The 25477-nt window shown below is 46.5% G+C and carries 21 protein-coding genes; 8 read left to right on the forward strand and 13 right to left on the reverse strand.

What is annotated here, in order from left to right; all coding sequences use genetic code 11:
* Positions 1-12 precede the first annotated feature (12 nt).
* Together QL234_RS11565 and QL234_RS11570 are read right to left on the reverse strand one after the other, a co-directional pair.
* Positions 13-1023 (reverse strand): helix-turn-helix transcriptional regulator, encoded by a 1011-nt coding sequence (locus tag QL234_RS11565; protein ID WP_281557994.1) that lies wholly within the window; start codon positions 1021-1023, stop codon positions 13-15.
* Positions 1024-1236: 213 nt separating this feature from the next.
* A complete protein-coding gene (locus tag QL234_RS11570; RefSeq protein ID WP_281557995.1) occupies positions 1237-3024 on the reverse strand; it encodes a jacalin-like lectin in 1788 nt (595 codons plus the stop codon).
* 957 nt (positions 3025-3981) lie between these two features.
* Here QL234_RS11570 and QL234_RS11575 point away from each other — a divergent pair.
* Complete coding sequence (locus QL234_RS11575) at positions 3982-4263, forward strand: hypothetical protein (RefSeq protein WP_281557996.1); 282 nt, start codon at positions 3982-3984, stop codon at positions 4261-4263.
* 644 nt (positions 4264-4907) lie between these two features.
* Positions 4908-5084: a hypothetical protein gene (locus tag QL234_RS11580; protein ID WP_169749403.1), complete on the forward strand. Its 177-nt coding sequence runs from the start codon at positions 4908-4910 to the stop codon at positions 5082-5084.
* A 134-nt stretch (positions 5085-5218) separates the two neighbouring features.
* Here the strand turns inward: QL234_RS11580 and QL234_RS11585 are convergent, their stop codons facing one another.
* The 6 genes from QL234_RS11585 to QL234_RS11610 all read right to left on the reverse strand — a co-directional run bounded on the left by QL234_RS11585 (position 5219) and on the right by QL234_RS11610 (position 11543).
* Complete coding sequence (locus QL234_RS11585) at positions 5219-5968, reverse strand: hypothetical protein (RefSeq protein WP_281557997.1); 750 nt, start codon at positions 5966-5968, stop codon at positions 5219-5221.
* A gap of 116 nt (positions 5969-6084) precedes the next feature.
* Positions 6085-6552 (reverse strand): hypothetical protein, encoded by a 468-nt coding sequence (locus QL234_RS11590; protein ID WP_281557998.1) that lies wholly within the window; start codon positions 6550-6552, stop codon positions 6085-6087.
* 622 nt (positions 6553-7174) lie between these two features.
* Entirely contained in the window at positions 7175-7510 is a 336-nt protein-coding gene (locus QL234_RS11595; RefSeq protein ID WP_281557999.1) for a zinc ribbon domain-containing protein YjdM, read from the reverse strand.
* Positions 7511-7750: 240 nt separating this feature from the next.
* Positions 7751-8266 carry a ClbS/DfsB family four-helix bundle protein gene (locus QL234_RS11600; RefSeq protein ID WP_281558000.1) on the reverse strand — a complete coding sequence of 172 codons (516 nt, stop codon included), beginning with the start codon at positions 8264-8266 and terminating at the stop codon, positions 7751-7753.
* Complete coding sequence (locus tag QL234_RS11605) at positions 8244-8606, reverse strand: SH3 domain-containing protein (protein WP_281558001.1); 363 nt, start codon at positions 8604-8606, stop codon at positions 8244-8246. The genes QL234_RS11600 and QL234_RS11605 overlap by 23 nt, the downstream gene beginning before the upstream one ends.
* A gap of 243 nt (positions 8607-8849) precedes the next feature.
* Positions 8850-11543, reverse strand: coding sequence for a CARDB domain-containing protein (locus QL234_RS11610; RefSeq protein WP_281558002.1), 2694 nt, complete (start codon positions 11541-11543; stop codon positions 8850-8852).
* 344 nt (positions 11544-11887) lie between these two features.
* On the opposite strand from QL234_RS11610, the gene QL234_RS11615 reads away from it, so the two are divergent.
* Together QL234_RS11615 and QL234_RS11620 are read left to right on the forward strand one after the other, a co-directional pair.
* A complete protein-coding gene (locus QL234_RS11615; protein WP_281558003.1) occupies positions 11888-13942 on the forward strand; it encodes a S9 family peptidase in 2055 nt (684 codons plus the stop codon).
* 23 nt (positions 13943-13965) lie between these two features.
* Entirely contained in the window at positions 13966-14685 is a 720-nt protein-coding gene (locus QL234_RS11620; protein ID WP_281558004.1) for a tRNA (adenine(22)-N(1))-methyltransferase TrmK, read from the forward strand.
* Here QL234_RS11620 and QL234_RS11625 read toward each other — a convergent pair.
* The 4 genes from QL234_RS11625 to QL234_RS11640 form a co-directional block, all read right to left on the reverse strand.
* Positions 14674-15585 (reverse strand): prenyltransferase, encoded by a 912-nt coding sequence (locus tag QL234_RS11625; RefSeq protein WP_281558005.1) that lies wholly within the window; start codon positions 15583-15585, stop codon positions 14674-14676. The two genes, QL234_RS11620 and QL234_RS11625, sit on opposite strands and share 12 nt — an antisense overlap.
* Before the next feature lie 152 nt (positions 15586-15737).
* Positions 15738-17027 (reverse strand): Ig-like domain-containing protein, encoded by a 1290-nt coding sequence (locus tag QL234_RS11630; RefSeq protein ID WP_281558006.1) that lies wholly within the window; start codon positions 17025-17027, stop codon positions 15738-15740.
* 51 nt (positions 17028-17078) lie between these two features.
* A complete protein-coding gene (locus QL234_RS11635; protein WP_281558007.1) occupies positions 17079-17627 on the reverse strand; it encodes an outer membrane beta-barrel protein in 549 nt (182 codons plus the stop codon).
* Between the two features lie 141 nt (positions 17628-17768).
* Positions 17769-19871 (reverse strand): winged helix-turn-helix domain-containing protein, encoded by a 2103-nt coding sequence (locus QL234_RS11640; RefSeq protein ID WP_281558008.1) that lies wholly within the window; start codon positions 19869-19871, stop codon positions 17769-17771.
* Between the two features lie 139 nt (positions 19872-20010).
* Here QL234_RS11640 and QL234_RS11645 point away from each other — a divergent pair, with 139 nt between their 5' ends.
* The 4 genes from QL234_RS11645 (at position 20011) to QL234_RS11660 (ending at position 24645) form a co-directional block, all read left to right on the forward strand.
* Positions 20011-21852 (forward strand): alpha/beta hydrolase, encoded by a 1842-nt coding sequence (locus QL234_RS11645; RefSeq protein ID WP_281558009.1) that lies wholly within the window; start codon positions 20011-20013, stop codon positions 21850-21852.
* A gap of 628 nt (positions 21853-22480) precedes the next feature.
* Entirely contained in the window at positions 22481-22696 is a 216-nt protein-coding gene (locus QL234_RS11650; protein WP_281558010.1) for a LuxR C-terminal-related transcriptional regulator, read from the forward strand.
* 389 nt (positions 22697-23085) lie between these two features.
* Positions 23086-23838 (forward strand): hypothetical protein, encoded by a 753-nt coding sequence (locus QL234_RS11655; RefSeq protein WP_281558011.1) that lies wholly within the window; start codon positions 23086-23088, stop codon positions 23836-23838.
* 48 nt (positions 23839-23886) lie between these two features.
* Positions 23887-24645 (forward strand): zinc-dependent metalloprotease family protein, encoded by a 759-nt coding sequence (locus tag QL234_RS11660; protein ID WP_281558012.1) that lies wholly within the window; start codon positions 23887-23889, stop codon positions 24643-24645.
* Positions 24646-24712: 67 nt separating this feature from the next.
* Here the strand turns inward: QL234_RS11660 and QL234_RS11665 are convergent, their stop codons facing one another.
* Positions 24713-25465 (reverse strand): SDR family oxidoreductase, encoded by a 753-nt coding sequence (locus QL234_RS11665; RefSeq protein WP_281558013.1) that lies wholly within the window; start codon positions 25463-25465, stop codon positions 24713-24715.
* Between the last annotated feature and the right edge of the window lie 12 nt (positions 25466-25477).

Genomic DNA, 25477 nt, shown 5'->3' on the forward strand with positions numbered 1-25477 from the left:
ATACAAACAGGCTTATTCCTGTATTGACTGCAGGGCTTTCGTTTGTCGAAACTGCGTTGCCGTCATGCCTGTCGCCTGCTTAAAAACCTTGCGAAAATGGCCTACATCCTGATAGCCGGTTTGCAAAGCCACCTGTTCAATATTATCCCGGCTATGCTCAAGCAGATAACTGGCCCGGCGCATTTTCAGCCCGGTCAGCAAGGCGGTAAAAGTGGTGTTTTCATCTGCCAGCTTTTTGCGCAGGTTTCTCGGGCTCATGCACAATTTATCCGCCACTTGTGCCATCGATGGACAGGCAGCCAAATCCCCCTGCAGCAGGTTGCAGACTTTATCGCGAAAATTACGCGACTCTTTTAACGCTAAAACCTTTAACCGGCATAAAGACAGCAACTCGGTTTTTGTGGTCATATCCGGCCTGAGATTATTGATATTGAGATATTCCCTGCGCAGACGAAAGGTCAGTTCATCAGCACCATAATAAGGTTTCATCGCCAGCAGGTGCTTGGCCAGCAACTTCTTTGTCCCGGATGCTCCTTCGGGCAGAGGAATGGCGATAGCAACTTGTTCCCGGCCAAGATCAAAGTAGGTTTGTAAAAACCGGCAAAATCCGGCAACCGCATAATTGACATGTAACCATAAACTCGGCGCGAAAGCCTCGGGAAAATGCACATGAAAATATACATAATCACTGTCTTGCGTGCGGCTGACAGACACGGGAAAGGCAGCAGAAGAGAACTCCATTAACAGCTGCAGGCTCTCTTGCAGGGTATCGGCCAGGGCGATGGCCATGCCAAAGACGCTAAAATCAGAAGGCATGCGCTGGGCTCCCTGTTGCCATATCCAGTCGGGATCCCGGATATATTCGGCCAGTTGGGAGAAAAAGTGACCGATAGGCTGAATTTGAGAATGATAGTCCTGATCTAAATTGACTTGTTCCAGCCAGTATCGGCACCGGGCCAAAGCGGAAGGTGACAATTGAAAATCTTTGCCCGCTGATGACAATAAGTGGGGTAATTCGACCATAAATAAGGGCAAGCTTGGTTTAATGAAGCTTCACTATAACCAAGAAAATATTACAAAAACAAGCCCGGGTATTGCTGCTTCACAGCGACAAAATCAGGGGATAGTTAACATTGAAGCTGGTAATTAGTTGAGACCGGGAGCATAGCAGGGGAAAGCCTCCTTTCCCCTGTTTTATTGATTCAACCACTTAGCTAACTAAGTGGTTACGACAGATTAGTTAAACTGACGCGAGTAAAAGCCCACCGCATCCAGCTCGTTGCCCGAACGGCCTTTCATGGCAAATATTTCATAGCCGCCGTAAGCAGTAGTCGTCGTACATCCCCCCTGCTCACTGCCGCCGCTGAGGCTTTTACCTGTATTGGTTTCGAAATACAGGTAAAAGATGCGGTCTGAGCCGTTTTTGCTATCCACGCAGGCTTTGGCTTTATAGATATACTCACCCGAGCTTAAATTCAGCTCCCGGTCAAAACCGTTGCCACCGTGAGACACCGACTGACCGTCACTATAAGTAAAGCCAACCTTATCCACCCGGTTACCGGCACTCATCTGAATTTTGGTTATACGGCGCTTATCGCGATACTGATCTAAGGTCAGCTGTTCAATATCATCAAAACTGCTGCCGCCGGAGCCGCCAACCACACTGCCGGTGCGGTAAAAACGCGACTGTGCCTCGTCCAGGGAAGCAAAATTGGCTACCCACTCCCCTTCCATCGCCTGGTCCGAATAGTTAATCCAGGCCGAGTTGCCGGCCAGTACGGCATTCAGAGCATTTAGCTGCACCTTGTTTACCGGTGCTTTAAAAACCCCATTGCCGCCACTACAAACGGCAAAGCCATCCTGCCAGCTACCGCTGCCTGAGCTTAGTGACCAACCTGTGCTATCACTGTAACAGGCATATTGATAGCTATTGCTGCAAGAGGCGTCGTTAAACTTACCGTCGCTGCGCACCATGGCACAGTCTTCGCCGTTATAGTCATCCGGCTGATTGGCAGACCAGCTCCATACCATATTTTCCTGGTTTACGGGGTAATCCTTGACGCCATTTTCATCATCCACCCGCCATTCGCTGCCGGCGGCGTTAAAGCCGTACAGTTCAAAAATATTCAAACCGGCATCAAGCCATTGTTCGACATTACCCGGCACCATTTTCGCATAATCTTTGGTACTGAGGATCTGGCTCTTGGTGACTGCATCCTTTACCCGGCTCATTTTATTGAGCTTGTCATCAGCGCTCCAGGCCGTAAGTTTGTCAATACTGTTGACATCTTCTGCGGCATCGCCGCCATAAAACACCACATCATTAAAACCGTTATCGCTCTGACAACTCTCGGTGACAAAAGCGATGACATTTTTACCGGCATTTAACACATCTTTTTTACTGATTTGTGCCGTTGCCAGTTCGGTACAGCCGGTGGAATTATCCAGATCGCCGTGATAACTTCTGTTTTCGGGCTTATAAAGATAATCGGCGATATGGTTATCAATTTTATCTTCCACCTTATTGATGTTGCGGCGGGCGCTATCCTGTAATTCCAGTTTCAGCAACACCACCTGATCGCGGTTACCTTCATTGAGCCATTCGGCAATATCATCCAGGGCATTCTTAAATTTACGGTTGCCTGTGATGCCGTCGGTACAACCGCCAAAGCTACCGCCGTTATGGCAAACGCGCACCGCCTTATTGACATTGATCAGATCTCCCACAACATCGGCAGCATAATGGACATCAAAAACAATTTCCCGCACTCCGGCCCGAAGCTGGTTTTTAACCGAATCCCCCTGGTTAACATCCAGGTAGTCATCATCATCGGCATTGGCGAACGAATTATGGGTGCCAACCCAGGTGCTCTGCGACAGGGGAACATCTTTATCCAGCATGTTTTGGAGCAACAAGGCCCGCTCCCCCCAGGTTTCGGCTACAACCTGGGAAGAAATCAAAGTGGACGCCATTACCGGGGCAAGCACTGACAGTGAAAATGCTTTTACTAGGGAGGTGTTCATGCATAAGTTCCTTTTCTCATTATTTTTTTATTGATGCGAAGATGAAGTGAATATTCACTTTATCTTCAGCTCCCGGTATTCAGTATCGCTAAATGGTGCGGGTGAAACCTGGAACTTAATCGATTAAATCAAAAATGATTTCAGGGAACAAATTTTAGCCGGGTAAAGTTACCTATCTTTACAAAAACTGAGTTGAAAAATGGGGGGATGTGTAAATCAGCTAACAAAAAAGATCCCTTATTCCCTCGCAATTTAGCCTATAATCCCCTTGAATCCGGAAATATCCCTGGTTGATCGTAGCAATGAAAGAACATGAGATCACAGTAAGAAACAAGATTTCCTTTACCTTCAACTAAATGCTTTAAGTCAATGGTAAATTTATACCCGGCTATTTTTTTTGTCTGGAATGTACAGGCACAAAAAACACCTGTTCAAAAGTGGTTTTAGTAAATTTGGCCATGATAATTTGTCCTGACTGCACTCGGCAATTGATTGTGATTTTCCGGCTGTGTTTGCGTTGACTGTTGCAGCCCTGTAACAAGCCATCAACCCCTGTTTTTATCCATACATTTCATATAGTTGATGTTTTCGTACAGCTATTAATACAGTGTGGGCAATTGGCATAAACATTAAATACCAACCCAGGGAGATTTTTCCGGTATTTTGTACTATCACTAACAGGTGAATTCCCCGTCAGCGGAGGTGTTTAAAGAAGAGAACCAGCAGATAAACCAAGCGCTGCCCCTAAGTGCCGGAAACACTCAGAGACAGCTAACCACAACAGATAACTAGAGGTATCTATCATGGCTAATCCTAATGATATGCCAGAGTTTCACTCGGTTAAAGCTTACCTAACAGAAAGTTTAACAGAAAATATACCAGTCCCCATAACCAAGTTTCCACCGCCAGTCTATGACAACAGCTATACGCAGTTAACCGGCAAGGGAGGAAGCTGTCATGTCTGAATCAAAGTTACCCCTGACGGAGGATGCAGTCAAAAGGGAGCAGCTGTCGGACGATTTTGCCAACCTGCGTGAAGACTTTAGCAAATTCAGTGAAGAATGCGCCTTCCTGTTCGATGCATTCGCGGCGATTACCCGCGAACCAGAATGCATCACGGAGCACACCAGTGAAGGTATCAGGCACCTATGTTTTTGGCTCAAATATCAGGTTATCGGCTACCGGGAGAAAATAGGCGAGATGCAAGAACGCTGGAGAGTGCTCAGCCGCAAGAAGTAATGTTAAGTACAACTTAAACGGAGCAAAAGGCGGGCGAGTCAACGGCAATAAGAATTTTAGCTATGTCAGTGACCCGCCCGGTATTAACTGCAATTCTGGCCCCCTGAGAGGAATTGCCTTCCTGTTAGCGCATTTTAACTTAAGCGCTTTAGTGACTTCTGCACTTTGCCGCGAATGTATAACGGTATAGGTAAAATTACGCCTTCCGGGAAATACATTTCTGGAAGCCCTGCCAGTAATATTGGGATCTACACTGCGATAATTGATAACTGCAGTCACTAGCAATTAATACATTTGATCGCTACTGGTTACCAATCCTGATGTCGTGATAATCCCCCGTATAGCTGAACTTTTCATACCGCAGTGAATAATTAACAGCAGCCCTAAACGCAAACAAAGCCGGTTTTCTCCATTTAAAGGGCGTTATCTCACTATGACACCCGCTTGCTTAAATGCTTTTCGAAAGAGGGGAGTAACAATGTAACTCCCTTTTATTGAGCTAAAACAAACAAGATAATCATATAAGATACAAAGGGTTGATTCTTTCAGATACAAGCGATTAACTATGACTGGCGTATAGTTGCGCCTTAACTTGACCCTGCCTTGAAGGCCAAGGCAATAACATTGAACAAAAGGAATCGTTGATGAAACTTCAATTAAACAAAAAGAAACTAAAAAACCTGTCAAAAGATAAAAATGCCCTGCCGGCAGCAATGACGCCACAGATCGCCGGCGGCCGTGATACCCGTTTTTCTGCCGATGACTACGCTACTTGTCCTTATACCGAAACTTGTGGCTGTCAAACCTCATATTTATGTTAACAAGCTGATTTATAGTATCATTAAATAATATCGGCCGGGAGAAGGCTCGGTTGCCTCATCCTGGTCGACTTTTTAGAGATAACGTCTTTGAACAGGTAAGTATAGCTTTGTTACATTCCTTACTTAAACAGCGCCTATTCCGAACCCGGATTTAGGGTATTAAAAATAACGTTATTCATTTCCTCCCCCTGACGGATAATATACATCACCGTACGGGAACTGCCGCCTCCGAGGTTAAAATGCTGCATATGATAACTATTGGGTAATTCACGCCGGATCAGCTCAAAATTATCTTTGCTGCCGATGTCGTCATGAGAGGCTTCAAAACGGCAAAAGGTTGATTTACAACTTGGGCTAGTGATAGTAGAGCCTTGGTATAACTCCCCTTGTGAAGCAAAAGAGATCATGTTTTCCATTTCTGCTGCCCAGCCTTCATCCCGGACTTCCTGATCAAGCGCATGATCAAATGCCGCCACTTGCGCCTGAGCCCGCTCCTCGGCCAAGGCTTGCTCGTATTCTGGCGAAAACACTTGAGGTTCACTTACAAGGGGGTGTTCAGGCGTATCACCTTTATGTTGTAAGGTCGATTGTAATTGCTGGATATTTTGTTCAAGAGTCTTTATCCGCTTTTCATTGGCTAACTGGTTTTGTTCAACCACACCTTTAAGTGCCGGTATAGCATCTTGGATAGCTATAAGCGCATTTTCTATCGTTAACAGTGTGTTGGCATCTGTAGTTGGCTGTTCAATTGCGGGTGAAGTTATCGGGCGGATTGTAATTTTTGCCGGAGCTAAATCATTTTGCCGTGAAGTTGCCGCAATGATCAGCATAATAACCAAGGCTGCCGCACCAATGCCCAATATGTAAATATGTTTTGTCAGCATGACTGCACATCCTCTAATATAAAAAATGTTTAAATTGTCGGGTGGTTAATATGCCTTGCGGAATTTATTGCAAAACCTGTAGCAAGACGGCTGCATATTAACCATCACAAAAGCAGTTAAGTGCGCTCTTTTACCCGGTAAGCATTGATATAAGCGTTGTTGTAAAGGTACAGCTCAAGGTTTAAAGACGCTCTATTAATAGGGCTGGCCCAAGCATTGCCGCTAAACCAGTAATACTGCACTCCGCCGCCAACAAAACTTAATCCGCTGGAGTTCCATCCGGACAGGGAGCCATTACCCGGCGCACGCTGCTCAAAGCGGACATTGGTTGCGGTGCCAACCATGTCAAGCGACAGGTACTCGACCCCATTGAGCACACTGTCTCTAACAATAGGACATGTCACCCACTGGCCCCTGCCTGAGAGGTTTTTATGCCGGTGATGCATTTTATTGTGAGAAGCCAATGGAAAGTCGGCAAAACTGCACATGGAGCCGGGATACATTTTTTCATCGTCGGCATGTGCTGAGGTTACAAAAGCAGCCAAGGCTGCGCTACAAATCGATTTAATAATTAAGTTTTTCATAATAATTCCTTATTGCTAAAGGTTTATCTCCACATCGCTGTGCAGGGATATTGGATACCCACTCAAACAACCATCCGATTTAACCTGCTGTGCAGATAAACAAGCATGTAACCACAAAAATATGGCAAAGCTTATGGTGACGCTTAAAGAGCAACACATCGAAACAAGGAGCTACACCTGTAAATTAAAAACCTGAGTGATAACCGGGGTTTAGTGGAGTATTTTCACTTTTGTATTTGAAGCTTTTCAGACATTTGGCTCTCCTGTGTTAAGGGTCTAGGTTGTGGCTAAATCAATAGAAACTGAGCTGTTATACACTCACTTTCCATGTTGTAGATGCTTGGTTTTTATACCTGCAATTGAACGTTTATGTTTCAATGTTCCCGGTAAACAGGATTATCAATGGCCTGAGCCGAGCATCATTACTATAACTAGTGCGTTGTGAGTAAAAATGATCTCAGTAGAGACGGAAAATATTTTTTATGATATTTGACAGAGCTAGCAGATGATTGCAGCTTTAGTTGAAGGTGAGGTTTAACGGAAGGAGATAAACGGGAGTTAACAGTATAAAAAAGGTTGCCTGAGCAACCTTTTTATTTTCCTTAAAGTTCAATAACTAATATCAGGCTTTTTTAACAAATTTCGATTTCAGCATCATCGCACCTGCGCCATCGACTTTACAGTCAATATCATGATCGCCATCTACAAAGCGCTTGATTACTGCTTTAGTACCAACTTTTAACGTAGTTGAAGTGCCTTTTACTTTAAGATCTTTGATAAGCGTCACTTTATCACCCTCAGCCAGGAGATTCCCGACACTGTCTTTTAATACGATCGCGTCTTCATCGGCGGCATTGGGATCCCACTCGTGGCCACATTCGGGACAAATCAGTAAATTTTGATCTGGGTAAGCGTATTCGGAATTACATTGCGGACATGGTGGTAAAGTATCTGTCATTGATCTGCTCTAAGCACTAAATAAAATTAATCGCAGATTATAGCCTAATTGCTCGCAATGGTTAATCAAAGAAGGTGGTATTTATCAACCAGGTAAGGCGGCGCTAAGTTATTGGGGTTATTTTATGGAAAAGTTAATACTGATAAAGAATACAAAGAGTTGAGACTCGACAGATTAAACGATAATTCCGATATAACCTATAAAGGAGCCAATACAAGATGTCGATGACCACAGTTTTATTTATGCCAGGCCATTTATCTTTTTGAACTTTCTCACTTTACTGCGCATGTTCTTCATTGGTGATGATGTATTGAACTGGATCATTTTCCCCAAAGTATATTTTTCATACCAAGTTTCATGGTAAAGCTCATGATTGCTCAATGAATCGATCAGAGCCAGTAACTCATCGGTAGTGCTTTTAAATTCGCTCATGAGATCCCGGTAAGTCCAGTTTTGATATTGCCGGTGAAAGTCTTGCGCCAGCCTGCCCAATTCATTCCACTTATAACCCGTCTCCGGTAAATCCACCGCTTGGCCGGCAGCTTTTCGTTTATACCACTTTAAAACCAGCTTCCCCCAGCCGATAAGGTAAGCCAGGGTATCACTGACGCTGATCTCTGTTCCCTTAACATTGCCTTCGACACCTGTTATGCGAACATAATTTTCAGGTACAGACAAGTAATCAGCGTTAAGCTTATCAAAAGCCTGGCTGACGGCCTGATACAATTCCTGCTTATTCCGGGGTACAGATGTCATGGCAGCATTTTACCGTTTTTACCGGGACCCAACCAAGGACACCGCGAGAGTTCATCACCCTAAACCACTCATTTAATTCGAACATCACCTTCAATTCTTCGCCTGGCACAGTATTTAATTCATTGGCATCATAATCTGACTGTGCCACCCCGGCTTCCCCATCTGAACAAGCAGAAATATATTGCAAGGGAGCCCAACCGGTATTGCCATCGGTTGTCGTCACTTTAATCCAATTAGGGAACTCAATATCCACTTCTCCTAACACTAAAGTGTCACCACACTTGAACTTGACAGGATCTGGGTAGTTAGACTCATGTGCTTGAGTCACGATTGCTTTCATCTATTTCCTCTTAGTATTATGCCAGCAGCAATGAATTTCTAGATAATGGCTTGGCACAGTAAATACGATTTTTTAACACCTGATAAGGCATTTTATTAGGCAATATCTAGTCTGCAAATGCCAGCTTTCAACCCGAAAATTAAAAACCGCTACAGACCAGCAGCGGCTTCTAAGTTCAGGATAAACGCTATGCCGTGTTGATACAAACATCAAAGCACAGCAAGATTCATCGATCTTTTCTTTTTAACAGCCCGGCGCCGAAATGCCAAAGTCAATGCGCTCAAACACAAACCTGTTTTCATCATCTAAGCTCACAGACTTCCAGCTGCTACTAGTTTCATCATAAAGCGAAAAAGACAAACCGTTAATCTTGGAAACCAGGGAATTATACTTGCTAACCGCAGTATTATCAGAGCGGCTGGTTGTCCCTGCCGAGTTATAACTTAAACATGTGCCTGGTATCGAGCTTTGCTGAATATGGCCGCTGGGGTACAGGTGGTAATTATCAGTGTTGTTGCTGTCCATATGGCCTGAGGTCATGCCGGAAATGGCATAATACAAATTCGCACTTGAGCTGGCGACCCGCTGCGGGTTGATGATCATATTGGCGATATCATTACCTTGAGTGGTATTGGCATGCAGATCAACCTGGAAATCCTGCCAGGTGGGCGAATAACAGTTATTGCCGCAGTTGCTGGTGGTGTAAAGGTCAACACAGGGATCGCCGCCGACTTCCGAGCACACCCCGTAACTGGTCTGGGACATAGCGCAGGTCGTGCCGACTTCACAGCTTGACGGCACCGCAAATAACGGCGTGCCCCGGGACAAAATTTCTATGCCCGCCCGGCCGCTGTTGTTAAAGCTGTTATCCTGTACCCAGACATCATAAATACCGCCCTGGCCGGTATAACCGAACTGCCCGGCATAGGCATATCCCGGCACTATGCTTAAACCGTTGACGCCGCTGTTTTCCACCGTATTTTTGTAGATTAACACATTCTCAGCCCCGGGATTAACCTTGATACCGTGGGAGCCGACTCCGGTGATGTCGTTATCCACTAAAGCAACGCCGCCGGTGGTGGCGCCGGAGGTGGAAATCCCGTAACCGTTCCACTGGCGGTTGGGCCAGATGGTGGTGGAGCTGACAGAAGTTGAATTTTTGGTGTATTTATCTTCATCAGTATCGGAAATCGGCAAGCTGCCAAGGCCCGGCTGAGTCACCCCGCCGCCGATATTCGTGATGACATTTTTACTCACCAGAATATCGTTCAAGTCCTCTTTATTTATATTGATGCCGGCGCCGTTGCCGCCTAAACCGGCATTTTTCACGCTGTTATCATGGATCCACAGACGCTCAGAGCCAGGTCCCGGGTAGATGCCCCGTTCGCTGAGGTTGCTGATATCGTTTTTCACGATCGCCGCATCCACCATGGCCGTGGTGGAAAAAATACCGTAGCGGCCGCCGGATGTTTGCGAGTCGTTGGTGATGACATTATCGTAAATCAATACTTTGTGGTGCTCGTTGTTATGCAGGTAAATGCCGATATGGGTATCTTCAATATGGGAATGTTGAATACTCAGGTTTTGCGAGTGCTTGGCAAAAACGCCGTATTCAGCCCCTTTGAGTGACACATCTTCAATCGAGATATCTTTGGCCAAAGTGGCGTCCAGGCTGAGCATAATGGCGCCGTCAAAAGTCCAACTTGTGGTTGAGTGCTTCTTGCCTTCTATGCTCAAATCGCTGATGGCGATGCCTTCGGGGTTTTGCCTGAAATGCAGCATGCCCCAACCGTCGGTGCTGCACGTCGCCGAGGTCATACAGAATTTCAGCCGGGTATTTTCCTTGCCCGCGCCTTTGATCACCACGTCCTGGGCGGCGGTATTAAAATAGCTGAACATCAGTTCATGGCTGAAATGATAATCTCCCTGATCAAATTCAAAGCTGACATCCGGCTTGCCGCCGCTGAGGTTGCCCCGAAAATCAATGGCCTGATCAAATATATAATTGCCCGGTTTAAGTCGTAAACTGACCTTGCTGCACGAGGCGCTGTTTAAATGGGCATTGATGGCGGGATCCGGGTTCAAACTGCCGCCGCTGCCAAAATCGGCGGGTTCTACCACCATATGGCAAGTGTCGTTGGCCGCCACTTCTATGGCGTAGGTCAGGCTGTTGTTATCTTCGTTACTCTCGGTGAAGCGGTTAATGTCATCCACTATCGCTTTAACCGAATAATTGCCGCTGCTTGCCGGCCAGGTGCCGCTGAAGCTGGCGCTATATTCTTCATCTACTGCCAGCGAGGTTGTTTGGCCGCTATCATTGCGGACAAAAAACGCACCGACATAACCGCCGCTTACCTGCAAACCTGTGCCGACGGCTACCCCGGCCGGAGTGGCGGCCGTGCCTTTATTTTTCAAGGTGGCGGAAAAAGTCACCGTCTCTCCCGGCTCGGGAGAGATCGGGCTCCAGTTAATATCCCTTACCACCACATCCGGTAAGGGTTGTTTTACGCAAAAGGTTTTTGTTGACGACCAGGGACCGTAATCGCCGATTTTCCGCTCTCCCCGGATCCACCAGTTGTAACATTGCCCGGCGGTCAGGCTCTGGGGATCGGTATGGGAGGTCGCCGACGGTAAAGGCTCTGGTAAAATGGCATATCCGCCGCTGTTTTTTTGAATACTCAGGCGATAGTAAGCCGCGCCGTCAATGGCATTCCACTCAAAAGTCGGGGTCAGATCATAAACATCTCCCGCCGGGGAAAGTGTTGTGCCCTGCGCTAACGTCGCGGCCATGGCGCCTTGGGAAAAAGCACAGGCGGCCAGGAGCAAAGTTAACGGTTTCAGTTTTTGTTTAAGGGAATAAGCAGAGGTGAATGAGACTTGTTGTCCGCCGCCTTTCAATGGCCTTGATAAGGGGCGAAGCTTATTGCTATACATCATAGTTATCTCCATTAGCTATTATTGTTATATTGCGTTCCTTCCTCTTAATAAATCCATTACTGCCAGTGAAGAGGTGGTTAGAAAACAACCGGAACCTTTCCATATTATGCTTTGCTTATATTTCCATCACCCGATATCTTGTAACAAAGTATTAACTCTGAAATAAAAAATATTTCACCTGAGAATCGCCTGATAAATGTTTGTCGGGGCTGAGGTAAAGAGGCCTTGCTGCCCTTACCCGGATAGCGCTCATGCATGAATGCCAGGCTAAATTAATAACGGGGTCTTCCTCGGCATCCAAGGCAATGCTAACATCTGCCCATCATTACCGTTTAGAAGCCACTATGAATTTAAAAAACACACACCAAGCCCCTGTTGCTGCGAAAAAAACACATCAACATGAAATACACGGCCACAAGCGCCGGGATGATTATTTCTGGTTACGCGATGACGAGCGTCAGGCGCCGGAAGTCTTGGCCTATCTAAACGAAGAAAATACCTTTACCGAAGCTGTGATGGCGCCGCTGGCGTCTTTGCAAAAACAGCTCTATGACGAAATGGTTGCCCGTCAGGAGCCGGCGCTGGAATCTGTCCCTTATTTTAAGAACGGCTTTTGGTATATCTCCCGGTTCGACGAGGGTAAAGACTTTACCGTCTATGCCCGGCGCAAAGGAGATATGGACGCCCCCGAGCAGGTGATTTTAGACTGTAACGAGCGCGCCAAAGACAAAAGCTATTATGAGTTGGGGGAGTTAACCTTATCCAGCAATGCCATGCTGATGGCCTACAGCGAAGATACCGTCAGTCGCCGCCAGTACACCCTCAGGTTCAAAAACCTGGCCACAGGGGAAGATTATCCCGAAGTCATCGAAGAGACTGCTGGCGCGGTTTGGGCCAACGATAATGAAACGATTTTTTATGTCAAACAGCATCCGGAAACCTTATTGCCCTATCAGGTTTACCGCCACACCTTAGGCACGGATGCTAGCCAGGATCAGCTGGTTTATCAGGAAGACGATGAGTCCTTTTACCTGCACCTGTATAAAACCCGTTCGGAAAAATACCTGGTACTGGGCATTAACAGTACCACTACCTGCGACTGTTTGCTGCTTGATGCCGATAAACCCGATGGTGAATTTGCCGCCTTTTTACCGCGTGAGCGCGGTCATGAATATACGGTGGACCATTTCAGAGACAAGTTTTATGTCCTTACCAATAAAACCGGCAAAAACTTCGCGCTGATGACCTCCACGCAACAAACACAACAAGACGGCAATAACTGGACGAGTGTTGTGCCTGCCCGTGAAGAGGTATTGCTTGAAGGTTTTGATCTGATGCACGACTACCTGGTCGTTGAAGAGCGCCAGGCAGGCCTCCCCCTGCTGCGGCAAATCCACTATAAAAGCGGCGAAGCAAAAACACTGCAATTTAATGATCCCGTCTATACGGTATTCAGTCATTACAACCCGGACGGCAACAGCAATAAATTCCGTTATCAATATACTTCTTTTACTACGCCATCAAGCATTTATGAGCTGGATCTCGACAGCGGAGAAACCAGGTTGCTCAAACAAAGCAAGGTCATGGGAGACTTTGCCAGCGACGATTACCAAAGTGAACGGCTTTGGGTGAGCGTGCGTGACCAGGTCAAGGTGCCGGTTTCCCTGGTTTATAAAAAAGCCCTGTTTAACCATGAAAATCCCCTGCTGGTATACGCCTATGGCGCCTATGGCGAAAGTATGGATGTCAGCTTCAGCCCGTCAAATTTAAGCCTGCTTGACCGCGGCTTTGTTTATGCCGTGGCCCATGTTCGCGGCGGCGAAGAATTGGGCAGGCACTGGTATGAAGACGGTAAGTTGCTGAACAAGAAAAATACCTTTAATGATTTTATCGATGTCAGCCAGGCCTTGGTTGAACAAGGTTATGGCGCAAAAGACAAACTGTTTGCCGCAGGCGGCAGTGCCGGCGGTTTATTGATTGGCGCCGTTATCAACCAGGCGCCCGAGCTTTATAAAGGGGTGGTCGCCTCGGTGCCTTTTGTCGATGTAGTTTCGACCATGCTTGATGAGTCCATTCCGCTGACCACAGGGGAATACGACGAATGGGGTAACCCCAACGATGCGGATTATTACCACTATATCCACTCCTACAGCCCTTATGATCAGGTAAGCGAACAGGCCTACCCTCATATGCTGGTGACCTCGGGGTTGCATGATTCCCAGGTACAATACTGGGAGCCGGCCAAATGGGTGGCCAAATTACGCCAGCACAAAACCGACGATAAGCAATTGCTGTTATACACAGACATGGAAGCCGGACATGGCGGAAAATCCGGTCGCTTCCAGCACCTGGTAGATGTTGCCCGGGAGTTTGCCTTTTTAATTGATCTGGCCAAATAGCCCTTTCTGGGGAGGTCGCGGCAATGAAAACAGGCAAACGTTTAAGCCAGATAGATCAGATGATCACAGCGCATTATCCGGATATCTGGGATTGCTGCTGCGATCACGGTTTTTTGGGCATGTCGCTGCTCAAGCGCCAGGCGGCAGGCACCATCCACTTTGTTGATATTAACGCGCCGATTATCAGTCAATTAGAGGCACAGCTCTTACAACATTTTCCACAAACTGAACACGATAGCGGGCAAAGCCGCTGGCGGGTATATTGCGAAGATGTCGCACAATTGCCACTGTGCACCGCTAACGATAGCAAAGCCGGCAGTGGGGATACTCCGCTGATCATTATTGCCGGGGTCGGCGGCGACCTGTTGACAGAGCTGGTGGAGAAGATAATCGGGGCAAACCCGAACCGGTCGCTGGAGTTTATCCTATGCCCGGTCCATCACAACTATAAAGTGCGTCAGGCGTTGCAGCAGCTTGACTTTGGCCTGATTCATGAGGTTTTAGTCAAAGAAAACCGCCGCTTTTATGAAATACTCCATGTCACGACAGCCACTGCATCAGGACATGCCCTTGCGGCGGTTTCCCCGGTGGGGCATAAAATGTGGGATTTCAGCCAGGCAGAGCACCGGCAATATTTACAGCAAACCATCAGCCACTATCAGCGGATGCAGAAAAATCCGCGCCAGGAAGTTACGCATATTATTCACGCTTACCAGGCGCTGTTGGGGGAATTAAGCAAATAACAGCGAGAGCGCCAATAACAAGGTTGTTGCTAAGGTCACGGCCACATTTAAAGCCAAATATTGGGGACTGTCGGCAATATTTTCCCGTAGACGGGCAAGTTTGACCGCCACTACCAACCCCGGCAGTAAGGGTAAAAGTGCAATAGTTGATAACAAAGGTAATAACCCGGCCGAAATGAACAATCCCAACAACAAAAACGGCAGCAGCATAAAGATGGCAAAAACTCGGTTACTGCTTGTTATGCCGTAGGCAATAGCAAAGTGGTTGCGGCCAACCGATTTGTCCGCTTCGATATCCGGGTATTGGTTAATCAGCAATAAGTTGTTGATATGGAAAAAGGGCACCAGGGACAAGAGCAGCGTCTGAATTGTTATCTCCCCTGCCAGTAATAACACCGCCCCGGGGACCATTAAAAGACCAAATCCCAGTCCGGGAGCTATCAGGCAAAGCCAGGGAAAGCGGTTAAGAATGCGGGTATAACTGACGATAACGCCGAGTCCGGTTAAACCTATTATGAATAACATCAGCCGGGTATGCACTTGCAGCGGTGCCTGAAATAAAAAATACCCCCCCACCAGACACATCAGCAACAGGCAGACATAACTTGCCTTTAATACCAGGGGCGCACTTTGGGGATCGCCGGGTAAAGCGCCGCTGCCGCCGCTAAAAGGCGTTCTGTGGGTGATTAAATCAAGACCACTGCGAAAGTCCTGATATTCGTTGAACAGGTTCACCGCCAGATGTGCTGCCAGCGCGCCGATAAATACTAAACCGGTATCGAGCAGGCTGACATCCGTTTTTTGCCTGCTGGCAAGAGCATAAGCCAGTAACAGGCATACCGGGGTTAATGCCAAAAAAGGCAGACGGGCTGCTTTAAACAGGGTTTGAAATGCCATCATTGCCCTCCTGCGCCGTAAATGATTTCTTCGCCCGGCAATACTGAAAAGCGCCGGAGCAGCTTAAAAAAACGCAAGGGCTAAACAGCTTCTGTCCGATAAAAATTTATCCTGCCTAGCCCGGCTTCACTTCTATATGAGTTATCTATAAATCGCTATTCTATCAGCAGTTTAATGGTTTTACTCGAACCGTCATAAGTTGCGGTGATCACTACTTCGCCGGTTGTTGACGTGCTGGTTAATTTATAACGCGCATCTTCCGTGCCGGCCGAAGTTATTTCGCTACTGACCAGGGTGCTGCTAATGCTCCAGGTGGCAAATTCCGTAACATTCAACCCTGTGGTGCTGCCGTCAAAATTAGCATCCAGGGATAATTCCACTGACTCTTCCGCATTAATGCTGATGGATTCAACGTCATCTGCTATGGCGCTATCTCCTTGGTTCAGGGTTAAGGCCGACAAAGTCGCATCGCCGCTAACGGTTAAAGTGGCAGTGGCGGTTTTGCCGCCGCAGTTGGCGGTAATGGCGGTGATACCGGGTTTCAACGCCAACAGCTGGCCGTTGTTCGCGCCTGAATTGGTAACACCGGCCAGTGTGCTGTCAGTAAGCTGCCAGTTGATATTCAAATCGGCATTGTACTCGGTTTCATCTCCGGAAAGTGTTGCCCGGGATTGCAATTGCAGCCTTTCGCCGACAGCCAAAGCGATACTGGTGGTGCTGTCCTGGCTGCGGATGTCAATAGTGTTGAGGTTAACCGGATCGGCGGATACTTTCTTGGTTGTGCTTACCTCTTCGTAAGTCGCGCTGATGGTGGTTTCTTCAACTTCATCGCTATAGGTATGCAAGGTACCGTCGCTGTCTATGGTCGCTGTGGTGTTATCATCTACCGACCAGGTAATATCACTTGTTCTTTCAAAGGTAGTGCCATTGGTATAAGTCACATCCAGGGCAAAGCTGGCATCAATACAAGTTAAGACATCGCCACTTGCCGGCGATTCTTGCCTGATGGCAACCGACTGTACCGTCAGATCCTGTACCAAGACTTCAACCTCGGCGGCGATGCCGGTATTAGTTGTTGCTGTGATAGTGACAGGCTCGGTTGAATAACTCACCCCGGTCACCTGGCCTTTACTGCTTACTTTGGCAATGTCTTTATTGCTGGATGTCCAGGTCAGCTCCTGGGTAATGTCCCGGTTGTCGCCGTTTTGATCTGTTCCTTCGGCGCTTAGCTGGTACTGCTCATCCTCTTTGAGAATAATTTCGCTCTCTGAAATTGTGAACGACTCAATAAGCGTGCCTTTCTCGGTTTGTGCTGCCACCTCGACTGCGGTAGCTAAATCTTCGGATTCACTGCTGCTTGAATTGCAACCGGCCAACAACAGGCCTGGCATAAGCAGGGCAAGTGTTTTTACTTTTGGCCAGGCAGCGTTTTTTCCTGAGTTCATTTGAAAATACCTTATTTAATAAATTAGAAGTCTGTTACTTAAAGGCAATAGCTAGAAGTAATAGTTAAAACCCAGGGTAAAACCGTCGATTTTTATATTGTTGTCATCATAGAGGGATTTATAACCTAATTTCATTTGCAGGTTTTTATAGGCAGGAAATGAGTCATAAAAGGAAATGCCCCAGGAAAAGCCATTATATTCTTCGCTGCTGCGGTAGTCGTTTTCATCACCGGTCACGGTGAGTTTAGTACTGGCGTAACCCAGGGTAACATCGACACCAAAGGAGGTGTCATCGCCGGATTTAAACAGCAGGTATAAGCCTTTGCTGTCTTCAACATCAAACTCTAAACCAACAACATCATCTGTGCTGGTGCCTTGTAAATAGTCTGCTTCAAGGGAGATTTGCTCATAGAGGCTAAAACCCGCCTTCAGGCCCGCTAATTTGGGCTTGGCATCTTCACCGGAAAGTTTGACACTGGAGAACATATAATCGACACCGACAAAGCTGGAGTCGCCGAGGCGAAAATCGGTCCAGCTTGAAGCAGCAAAACTGGGAAAAGCGCTGCTGAGCAGCAATAACAGGGGAATAGATCTTTTCATAACGGAGGCCAAAGTGTCCTTATTGGAAAAAGGATTGCATATTAACCAGTTAGTCATAAATTATCTACCAAATAACCGGTAAAAAGAGACTTTTCTTTATCTTTACCTGCTTTACTGCAATCAGCTTGCAAGGGAGCGCTTTTATTGCCGGCTCTCAACAAAAGCATAACGGTAAATATCTCCGGTCACCGGTTTTTGTTTCACCCAGTAAAGCTGCTGCTGATCAGGCGAGACAGCAAACTGATGGATAAAGTTATCCGGCTTTGCCATCAACAGCTTTTCCTTGCCGTCGGCGAGATGGTATTGCCAAATCCCGGAAGATGGCCGGAAAAAATAAACCCGGTTGGCAAGTAACTGCCAGTTGAGCCAGTTTATCAGGGGAAAGTCTTCAATAATGAGTTGCTCTTCATTTTCTTTACTTCCACTATCACCAAGAGCCATGCGCCACAGGCCATCCTGGTTAAATTTGCTAAAATAAAGCACTCCTTCCTTCACCCGGCCACTATAACCTCCCCGGGTGGTCAGTTGCCGGTGCTGGTCCAAATCCCGGCGATATTGCCATAATTGCCATTGGCCGGAGCGGGTACTGCTATAGATCACATCATGATGTTCGCCGTAATTAACCACATAAGCCTGGCTGGACTCAGGCAACAGCCGGGTATAGCTTTGACTTTCGATATCGATTTCAAATACTGCCCCTGATTTAGACAACAGGATTTTTTTGCCGTCAGGAGAAAATTCATAGCGGGAAAATTCAAGTTCAAACGGCAGATCAAGCTCCAGCAGCCGGGATTTATTATCTTTTACCAGCCATAAGTTATGTGATTTATGCCGGGTGGAGATTAACGCTGCAACATCGGCGGAAAAACGCGGTAGCAGCTCCAACCGGGAGCTGGTTTGCCACAAGGTATTTGTCCCTGTATTGATATCATATTGAAAGATCTCACTGGAAATTCGGGTTTCACTTATTAAGATTTGCTCCTGCCCTTGATGGTTTACCACCGCCAGTGAGTTGATTTTTTTGCCAACTTGCCCTGCCAGGGTAAGCTGTCCGTTTTTGGGGTTGAAACTATATAAACGATCATCACTGACCAGCAGCAACTCTTGCCCGTTTGCCAGCCAGGCCAGTGTTTTAACTTTTAGTGGCAGGGGATAAACAGCCGGAGTCGCCTGGTCAGCTTGCTTGCCTGAAAACAACAACAGCTCGGTTGCCTGTTCATCTTTATACCTTAATACCGCCAGCTGCGCACTGTCGGAGTTAAAGGCAAAATCAAAGTCCCCTTTTAGGTTGCTATGGCCTGTTGGCATGCTGAGCTGGCTGATGGTTTTGGTATTAATATCAAAACTAAACATCTGGTAGGGGTATGACTTACTGAGCCTTTGATTATAATAAATCAGGTTGTCCGGCCCCCAGGCCAATCGGGTTGGCCATTTTTGGCATTGGAACAGGGGCTGTGTTTCTTTTGTGGCAAGCGTGTATAAGCGCACAAAGCAGCTATCATTTTCTTCTTCGAAATAAACAACTTTAGTGCCGTCAGGACTTAAGGTAGCCCGTACATCCTGCAAAATCGGACGGCTTTCATGACTATGGCTATCGTATAGATAGACCTTATCCTGTTTATGTTTATCCCTGTGGTGGTAGAGGATTTGCCCGCCATCGTCGCTGGCAGATAATCTATATTGCCAGCCGTCAAGGCTGATAATCGGCTCACCAAGCAAGGAAAGTGGCTGTTGCTCGCTAAACTTTGAAAAGAGCAGCCACAATAAAAAGGTGATGATCAAGATCAGCGTGCTAAGGGTGAATATTACCTTAAACTTACCTTTTTCCGGCGCCTCATGAACTTGAACGCTTGTGTTATTGCCACCGGCCCTTGTTGGCTCATCAGCATCGACGCAGTGAGTAACCACTGCTTCTTCGTCCGCGGTATCAGTGCTTATTGGCTGGATAAGTTTGGCTGTTAAGCGGTATCCCTGGGTAGGTACGGTTTCAATGACACTTTCACAACCTAAGGCGCTGAAATGTCCCCGCAGTAGAGAGATGGCACGGTTTACCGCCCCCTCCCCGACAATACGCCCCTGCCAGACTTCTTTAATCAGCTCATCCCGGGTGACTAAAGCGCCGTTTGCGCCTAGCAATACCGTTAATAACGAGAAAACTTTAGGTTCCAAATGACGGTATTCGTGCTCTTTTTGCAGCCAGCGCTGCTGAGCGTCAAATTTAACCCCGGCAATGACCACTTCCATGAATATATCTATACCACTGAAATATATGATTATTTTTAAAGGGTAACATAATCATAATGAAAACATAAGCTCAAGATGTTTCACCTTATCAGCAAAAATGCTGCATTAACGGCCTGATTAATAAATAGGTGATAACACTATGTTCAAAATGCGTTTATGTGCGCCCCTGCTTGCAACTCTCTTGCTTGTTGGTGGCTGTAATAACAATCATGAAGTCGTCATTAACAAAGAAACCGGGCAAGAAAATAACTCGAATTTGCAGCATTTTACGCTGGGGGATCGGGAGTATTACCTGGCCTTGCCGGATTCAGGTTTTAATGAAAATAAATCCTATAAATTACTGCTGGCTTTTCATGATGCAGCATCAACCCCGGATGACATGCAGCAACTGGCTGAGCTGGAGCGCTACTCAGAAAATTATATAGTGGCCTATCCGCAAGCATCAAATGAAACCTGGAATGACGGCTGCGATTGCAGCCCCGCGTCTGAATTAAATATTGATGACTTAGCGTTTGTTGAAGACCTGGTCACTGATATTGAAGACAAGTTTAACCTTATCGACAGCGAACTCTATGCCGTCGGTTATGCCCAGGGGGGATTGTTTGTGCAAAACTTAATGTGCAATAGCCCCCTGGCCTTTAACGGCATTGTTTCGGTCGCTGCTCCTATGTCAGCTGATCTGGCGCAAAGCTGCCAGATCAGTCATGCCACCAATTATATGCTGGTCCATGGCACCGCAGATACTGTGTTGCCATACCTTGGCGGAAAGAGTCTTGGCGGAAAGAGCCTCGGCGGTGAAAGTGTTGCTGACAGAGAGTTTCTTGCCAGTAAAGAGAGTATTGCCCTGATTGCCTCATTAAATGGTATTACCGGGGAAAAACAGCAACAGCAAAATGAAAACTTTGTCCGCGACAGCTATCAAAATGCCAGTCACACCAATGAGCTGGTTTCTGTCATTCAGGGCGGCCACGCCTGGAGTTACAGTGAGTTTGACACTTCAAATGAAGTAATGGCATTTTTTGATTCTGTCAGCCACATGCCCCTGCCCCCGGCTTCTTCCCTGTACCGCATTGACGATAAAGACATACATGTCAGGAGCATGGGACTTGAGCATGAAGGGCCGGCCATAGTACTGCTTTCAGGACCAAACAAAAACTTCCATAGCGACAGCGCCTGGTTTTCCTTGTTGCAGCCGCTGATCGCGAAAACCCACAGGGTACATGCCATCGACCGCTTTGGTAATGCCTTTAGTTCGGCAGTTGAGCAACCTTCCTATCAGGCATTTGTCGAGCCTCTTCATCAAACCCTGCTGGCCCTGGGTGAAAGTGAAATAATACTGCTCAGTTTTGCCAGCGGTAATATCCTTGCCCACTTATGGCAGCAAGACTACCTGGATACAACGGAAATAACGCTAAAAGGCATGTTATGGATAGATCCTGACATCTTATTGCCTTACTCAATAGATTTCTATCAGGGTTATCCCGTAGATGTATACCGGGCCTACGAAGAAGATATTATCCCCCATATCGCAGCAGGTAACTGGACCGATCGCACCTTAGGCAAACTGGCAGATGAAAAAATCACCGTTGAAAGTCTTACTCCCCAAGCCTTGCAAAAGGATATGGACTGGCCTTATTTTAACCAGGTAAGTGAGTCGCGGGCAAGCATTGCTTATCAACTGACGCGCGCCAATGAAATCATTAATTACCATGATGATCTGGAAGCTTTGCGGGATAGCCAAATATCGCAGACGATCCCGATTTCGGTGATCGACAGTGATTTTGAATTACATGACATTGAAGGTTTCAGTGAAGAAGAAATCGCCGAGATGACTCAATGGCAACAAGAAGGTAGCCAGTGGAGTCAAGAAATCAGTGAGAACTCACAAGGCCAGTACCTGCCGTTAACCGACAGCAGTCACTTAGTGGTGTTTGAACATCCCCGGGTGATCTTGGATGCATTGGCCTATTTACTGGAATAAACACCTAGGCAAGTATTAAATAAACACTGCCGTTAGGAGCTTAAGAACAACAAGTTCTTTTCGGCAGGTATTGTCAATAACCCCGGCAGGAGGCAAAATCTTATGCCTGAATAAAATTTAGTTATAACAATTGATTAGGACGAGTCTTGGCAGTCGATTTCAGGTTATCTACCGGTGATTAGGCCGCTGTATCTGTTATCTCAAGCGAGCATAGATAATATCAGGCTAATATCATTTGGTTACAAGATATATCTGTTTTATCTAATGTGACAACAAAAACTAAGAAAAAATTGTTGTTTATTTACCAGAACAACCGCTTTAGCGACGTTCACAAGAAGTTAACAAAAAAAACAGCCAAACTGAGGTTAATATAAAATCAACTCAGCTTACCATGTGGTCAATATTTATTAAAATAATTATAAATCAGCACGTTAAAACAAATCCTGAAATAAGGTTTCTATCTGGTCCGACTTTCCCTCCAATATTTGTATACAAAAAAACCACTTGCATTGTTTAAATAAATGTCTATATTCGACGAACTTTTCACCAAGTAGAGAAGTGGAAATTATAAAAAGAGATATTTAAATATCCGAAGGAAATAGATGAGCAATCAAAATGGAGCAGCAGCATGGAATCTACAAAAAACATCAACAACTCATTATCTTCAAGAGAGGCTGAAATTATTAGCCTGCTCTCAAAAGGTTTAAGCAATAAAGAAATCGCCAAAACCCTGTATTTAAGTGTGCATACGGTGATCACCCATACTCGAAATATTTATAAAAAATTAAATGTAAACTCTCGTGCTGAAGCCGCCTACGAGCATTTAATCCGTCAAACAAAGTAGTCACTGGCTAATCAAGACTTTACCCCCACTAAAGTCCCTATTTTTAAAGCCCTTAGTTCCCCACTAAAGCAAAACTGGCAACTGATCTTCAGCGGTCAATATCTTGATGCGTCTTTTATTTATTCCGGGATAAATAAAAGACCTCTTCAGGCCGATGAAACGGCAAAGCGTGCACAAATACTAGCTATATGACGGCATGTGAAAAAACAGGACGAAAAAATATCTTTCAGCCAAGGGGCTAGTTAATTAATTGATTTTAAAGTGTATTTGGTCTTGCTTATTTGCCCTGAAAAGTGGGGAAATAGTCAATATACCTAATTTTAGGTATATGCCACGGACAAAACCCTAATTATAGTGATGCCATTATTTTCAAGCATGGAAGATCAACATTGAAAAAAGGTATTGCCCTCTTACTGATATCGACTTTTGCTGTTACTGCCCTGTATTACTTTAATCGTGATACCACTAAGCAGTACAGCACAAGTGTAACTGCAGCCGATAAAGCGGTAACGGCCAAAAGAATGCTGCTTAAACAGGCTGTAAAATCTAAAACCACTGCCGACAAACCGCCATTATCCGTGACCCAAATGACCCCGACACGTGAAATAACGGTTGATAAAAATGCCGGGGTTGAAGACACCAGCACGGAAAACAATGCCAGCGAATCCCTGTTCGTCGAGTCACAAAAAGCCAAAGAGTTTTTACAGGCATCAGGCAAGCTCAGGGAGAATTTACAAGGGGAAGTGTATATAGAAATCAGCAGCAACGAAATCAAGTCGCTGGCAGTCGGCGATACCTTCAAACTGGAAATACCGGCACTGGATATGTTCTACGACATTCAAGTGGATCAAACCCGCGAGGATCAATTTGGCAACCAAACCATAGAAGCAGTATTGCCGGATGAAGAAGGTAAATACAGCTCGATTATCACTGTCAGCGAGCGTTCCATTTACGGCAATATCACAACGCCCCACGGCATCTATGCCATTGAAGGAAATGGTCAATATGCCTGGATAGCCGAAACCGCAGGTTTGCTCGACGGTGTGATTCAAGACCAGATTGGTGGTGGCAGCATAGATAGCGAAAACCACAACCATGCGCCTATCGATACGGGTAACGGTAAGCGCAGCAGTACCCATTAACCCGAATAATAAAAACACAAATCAAACATAAAACAAAAGGAAAATGTTATGTTGAAATCTCTATCTAAGAAGACATTATTAGGACTCTCATTATCGGCATTATTCAGTGCCTCAGCCATGGCGACAGATGTTGTTGTTGATGTTTATTACACGGCATCGGCGGCGTCAAGAAGCTTTGATATTCAGTCAGAAATCACGCAAATGGTGGCGGCTTCCAACCGCTATTACGCCGATAACGGCTTATCCATTAACCTGGTACTGGCAGCTACGCCTTACCAGTTAGGCAGCGACGTTGTTGCTTCTCACTCCGACCTGCAAAGTGTTTACAAGGATAGCCAGATCAGAAGCTGGCGCGATCAGTTCAATGCAGACTTCGTGGTTGTGCTTGGCTCTAAAAACAGTACCTGGCAAGGCACTACCTGTGGTATCGCCGGTGACATTTACGGCCTGAAAATCTTCCCGGATCATGATAACTATGAAAGTTATGCCTACAATATCACCGCCAATGACTGCGGCAATACCACGTTAACTTTTATGCATGAGCTTGGCCACAACATGGGCTTAGGTCACTCGGTAAGACAAGGCGCCGAAGGCGGTGTTTACAAATACGGTGTCGGTTACGGCGTTGACTATGAGTTTGCCACTATTATGGCCTACCCTCAGGAATTCAATACCTCGACCCATTTACCGGTCTTTTCCGATCCGGGCAGAACCTGTAACAACTCTTATAGCTGTGGTGTCAGTAACGTAGCAGATTCGCAACGTGCCCTGGATAACATCACCAATACTATTGCCAATTTCAGGTAAGCAAACTTCTGGACTTTGCTAGCCAGGCTGCCGATCTCCCTCGGCAGCCTTTTTTCTTGCTCTGCCGCTACAAGCCGCCGGCTAAATCGAGGAAATTTCCGGTGGAAAAAGAAGACTTTTCAGAAGCCAGCCAATAGATGGCTTCTGCCACTTCTTCCGGCTGTCCGCCCCTTTGCATCGGGATTTTGCTTTGCAGCCGTTCGATACGGCCCGGCTCGCCGCCATCGCTATGCATTTCGGTATAAATAAGCCCGGGACGGACACAATTTACCCTGATCCCTTCATCCGCCACTTCCAGTGACAAGCCTTTGGTTAAGGTATCTACCGCGCCTTTGGAAGCGGCATAATCTATATATTCATTGGGGGAGCCGCTGCGGGCCGCCCCGGATGAGACATTGACTATAGTGCCGCCCTTACCGCCATGTTTTGTCGACATTCTCTTGACCGCTTCGCGGCAGCATAAGAAATAACCGGTAACATTGTTGGTTAATATTGCGTTGATACGCTCGGCGCTCATATCTTCCAGCCGCATTTGCGGTTTTAAGATACCGGCGTTATTGACCAGTACATCCGGGGGGCCGAATTCCTGATCTACCGTGGCAAAAAAACGCTGCACATCCTGTTCAACGCTGATATCCGCCTGAACCGCGATACTGCGCCCACCTCTGGCGATAATAGCATTTGCCAGTGTCTCGGCAGGCGCCGATCTGGATTTATAATTGATACAAACCGCATAACCTTTATCGGCAAAAAGTTGTGCGCTCGCAGCACCTATGCCGCGCCCGCCACCTGTGATAATCACTACTTTTTCAGCAGTCACAAAAACTCCTAT

It is taken from the genome of Thalassomonas sp. RHCl1, from assembly GCF_947387555.1.
Taxonomy (GTDB): domain Bacteria; phylum Pseudomonadota; class Gammaproteobacteria; order Enterobacterales; family Alteromonadaceae; genus Thalassomonas.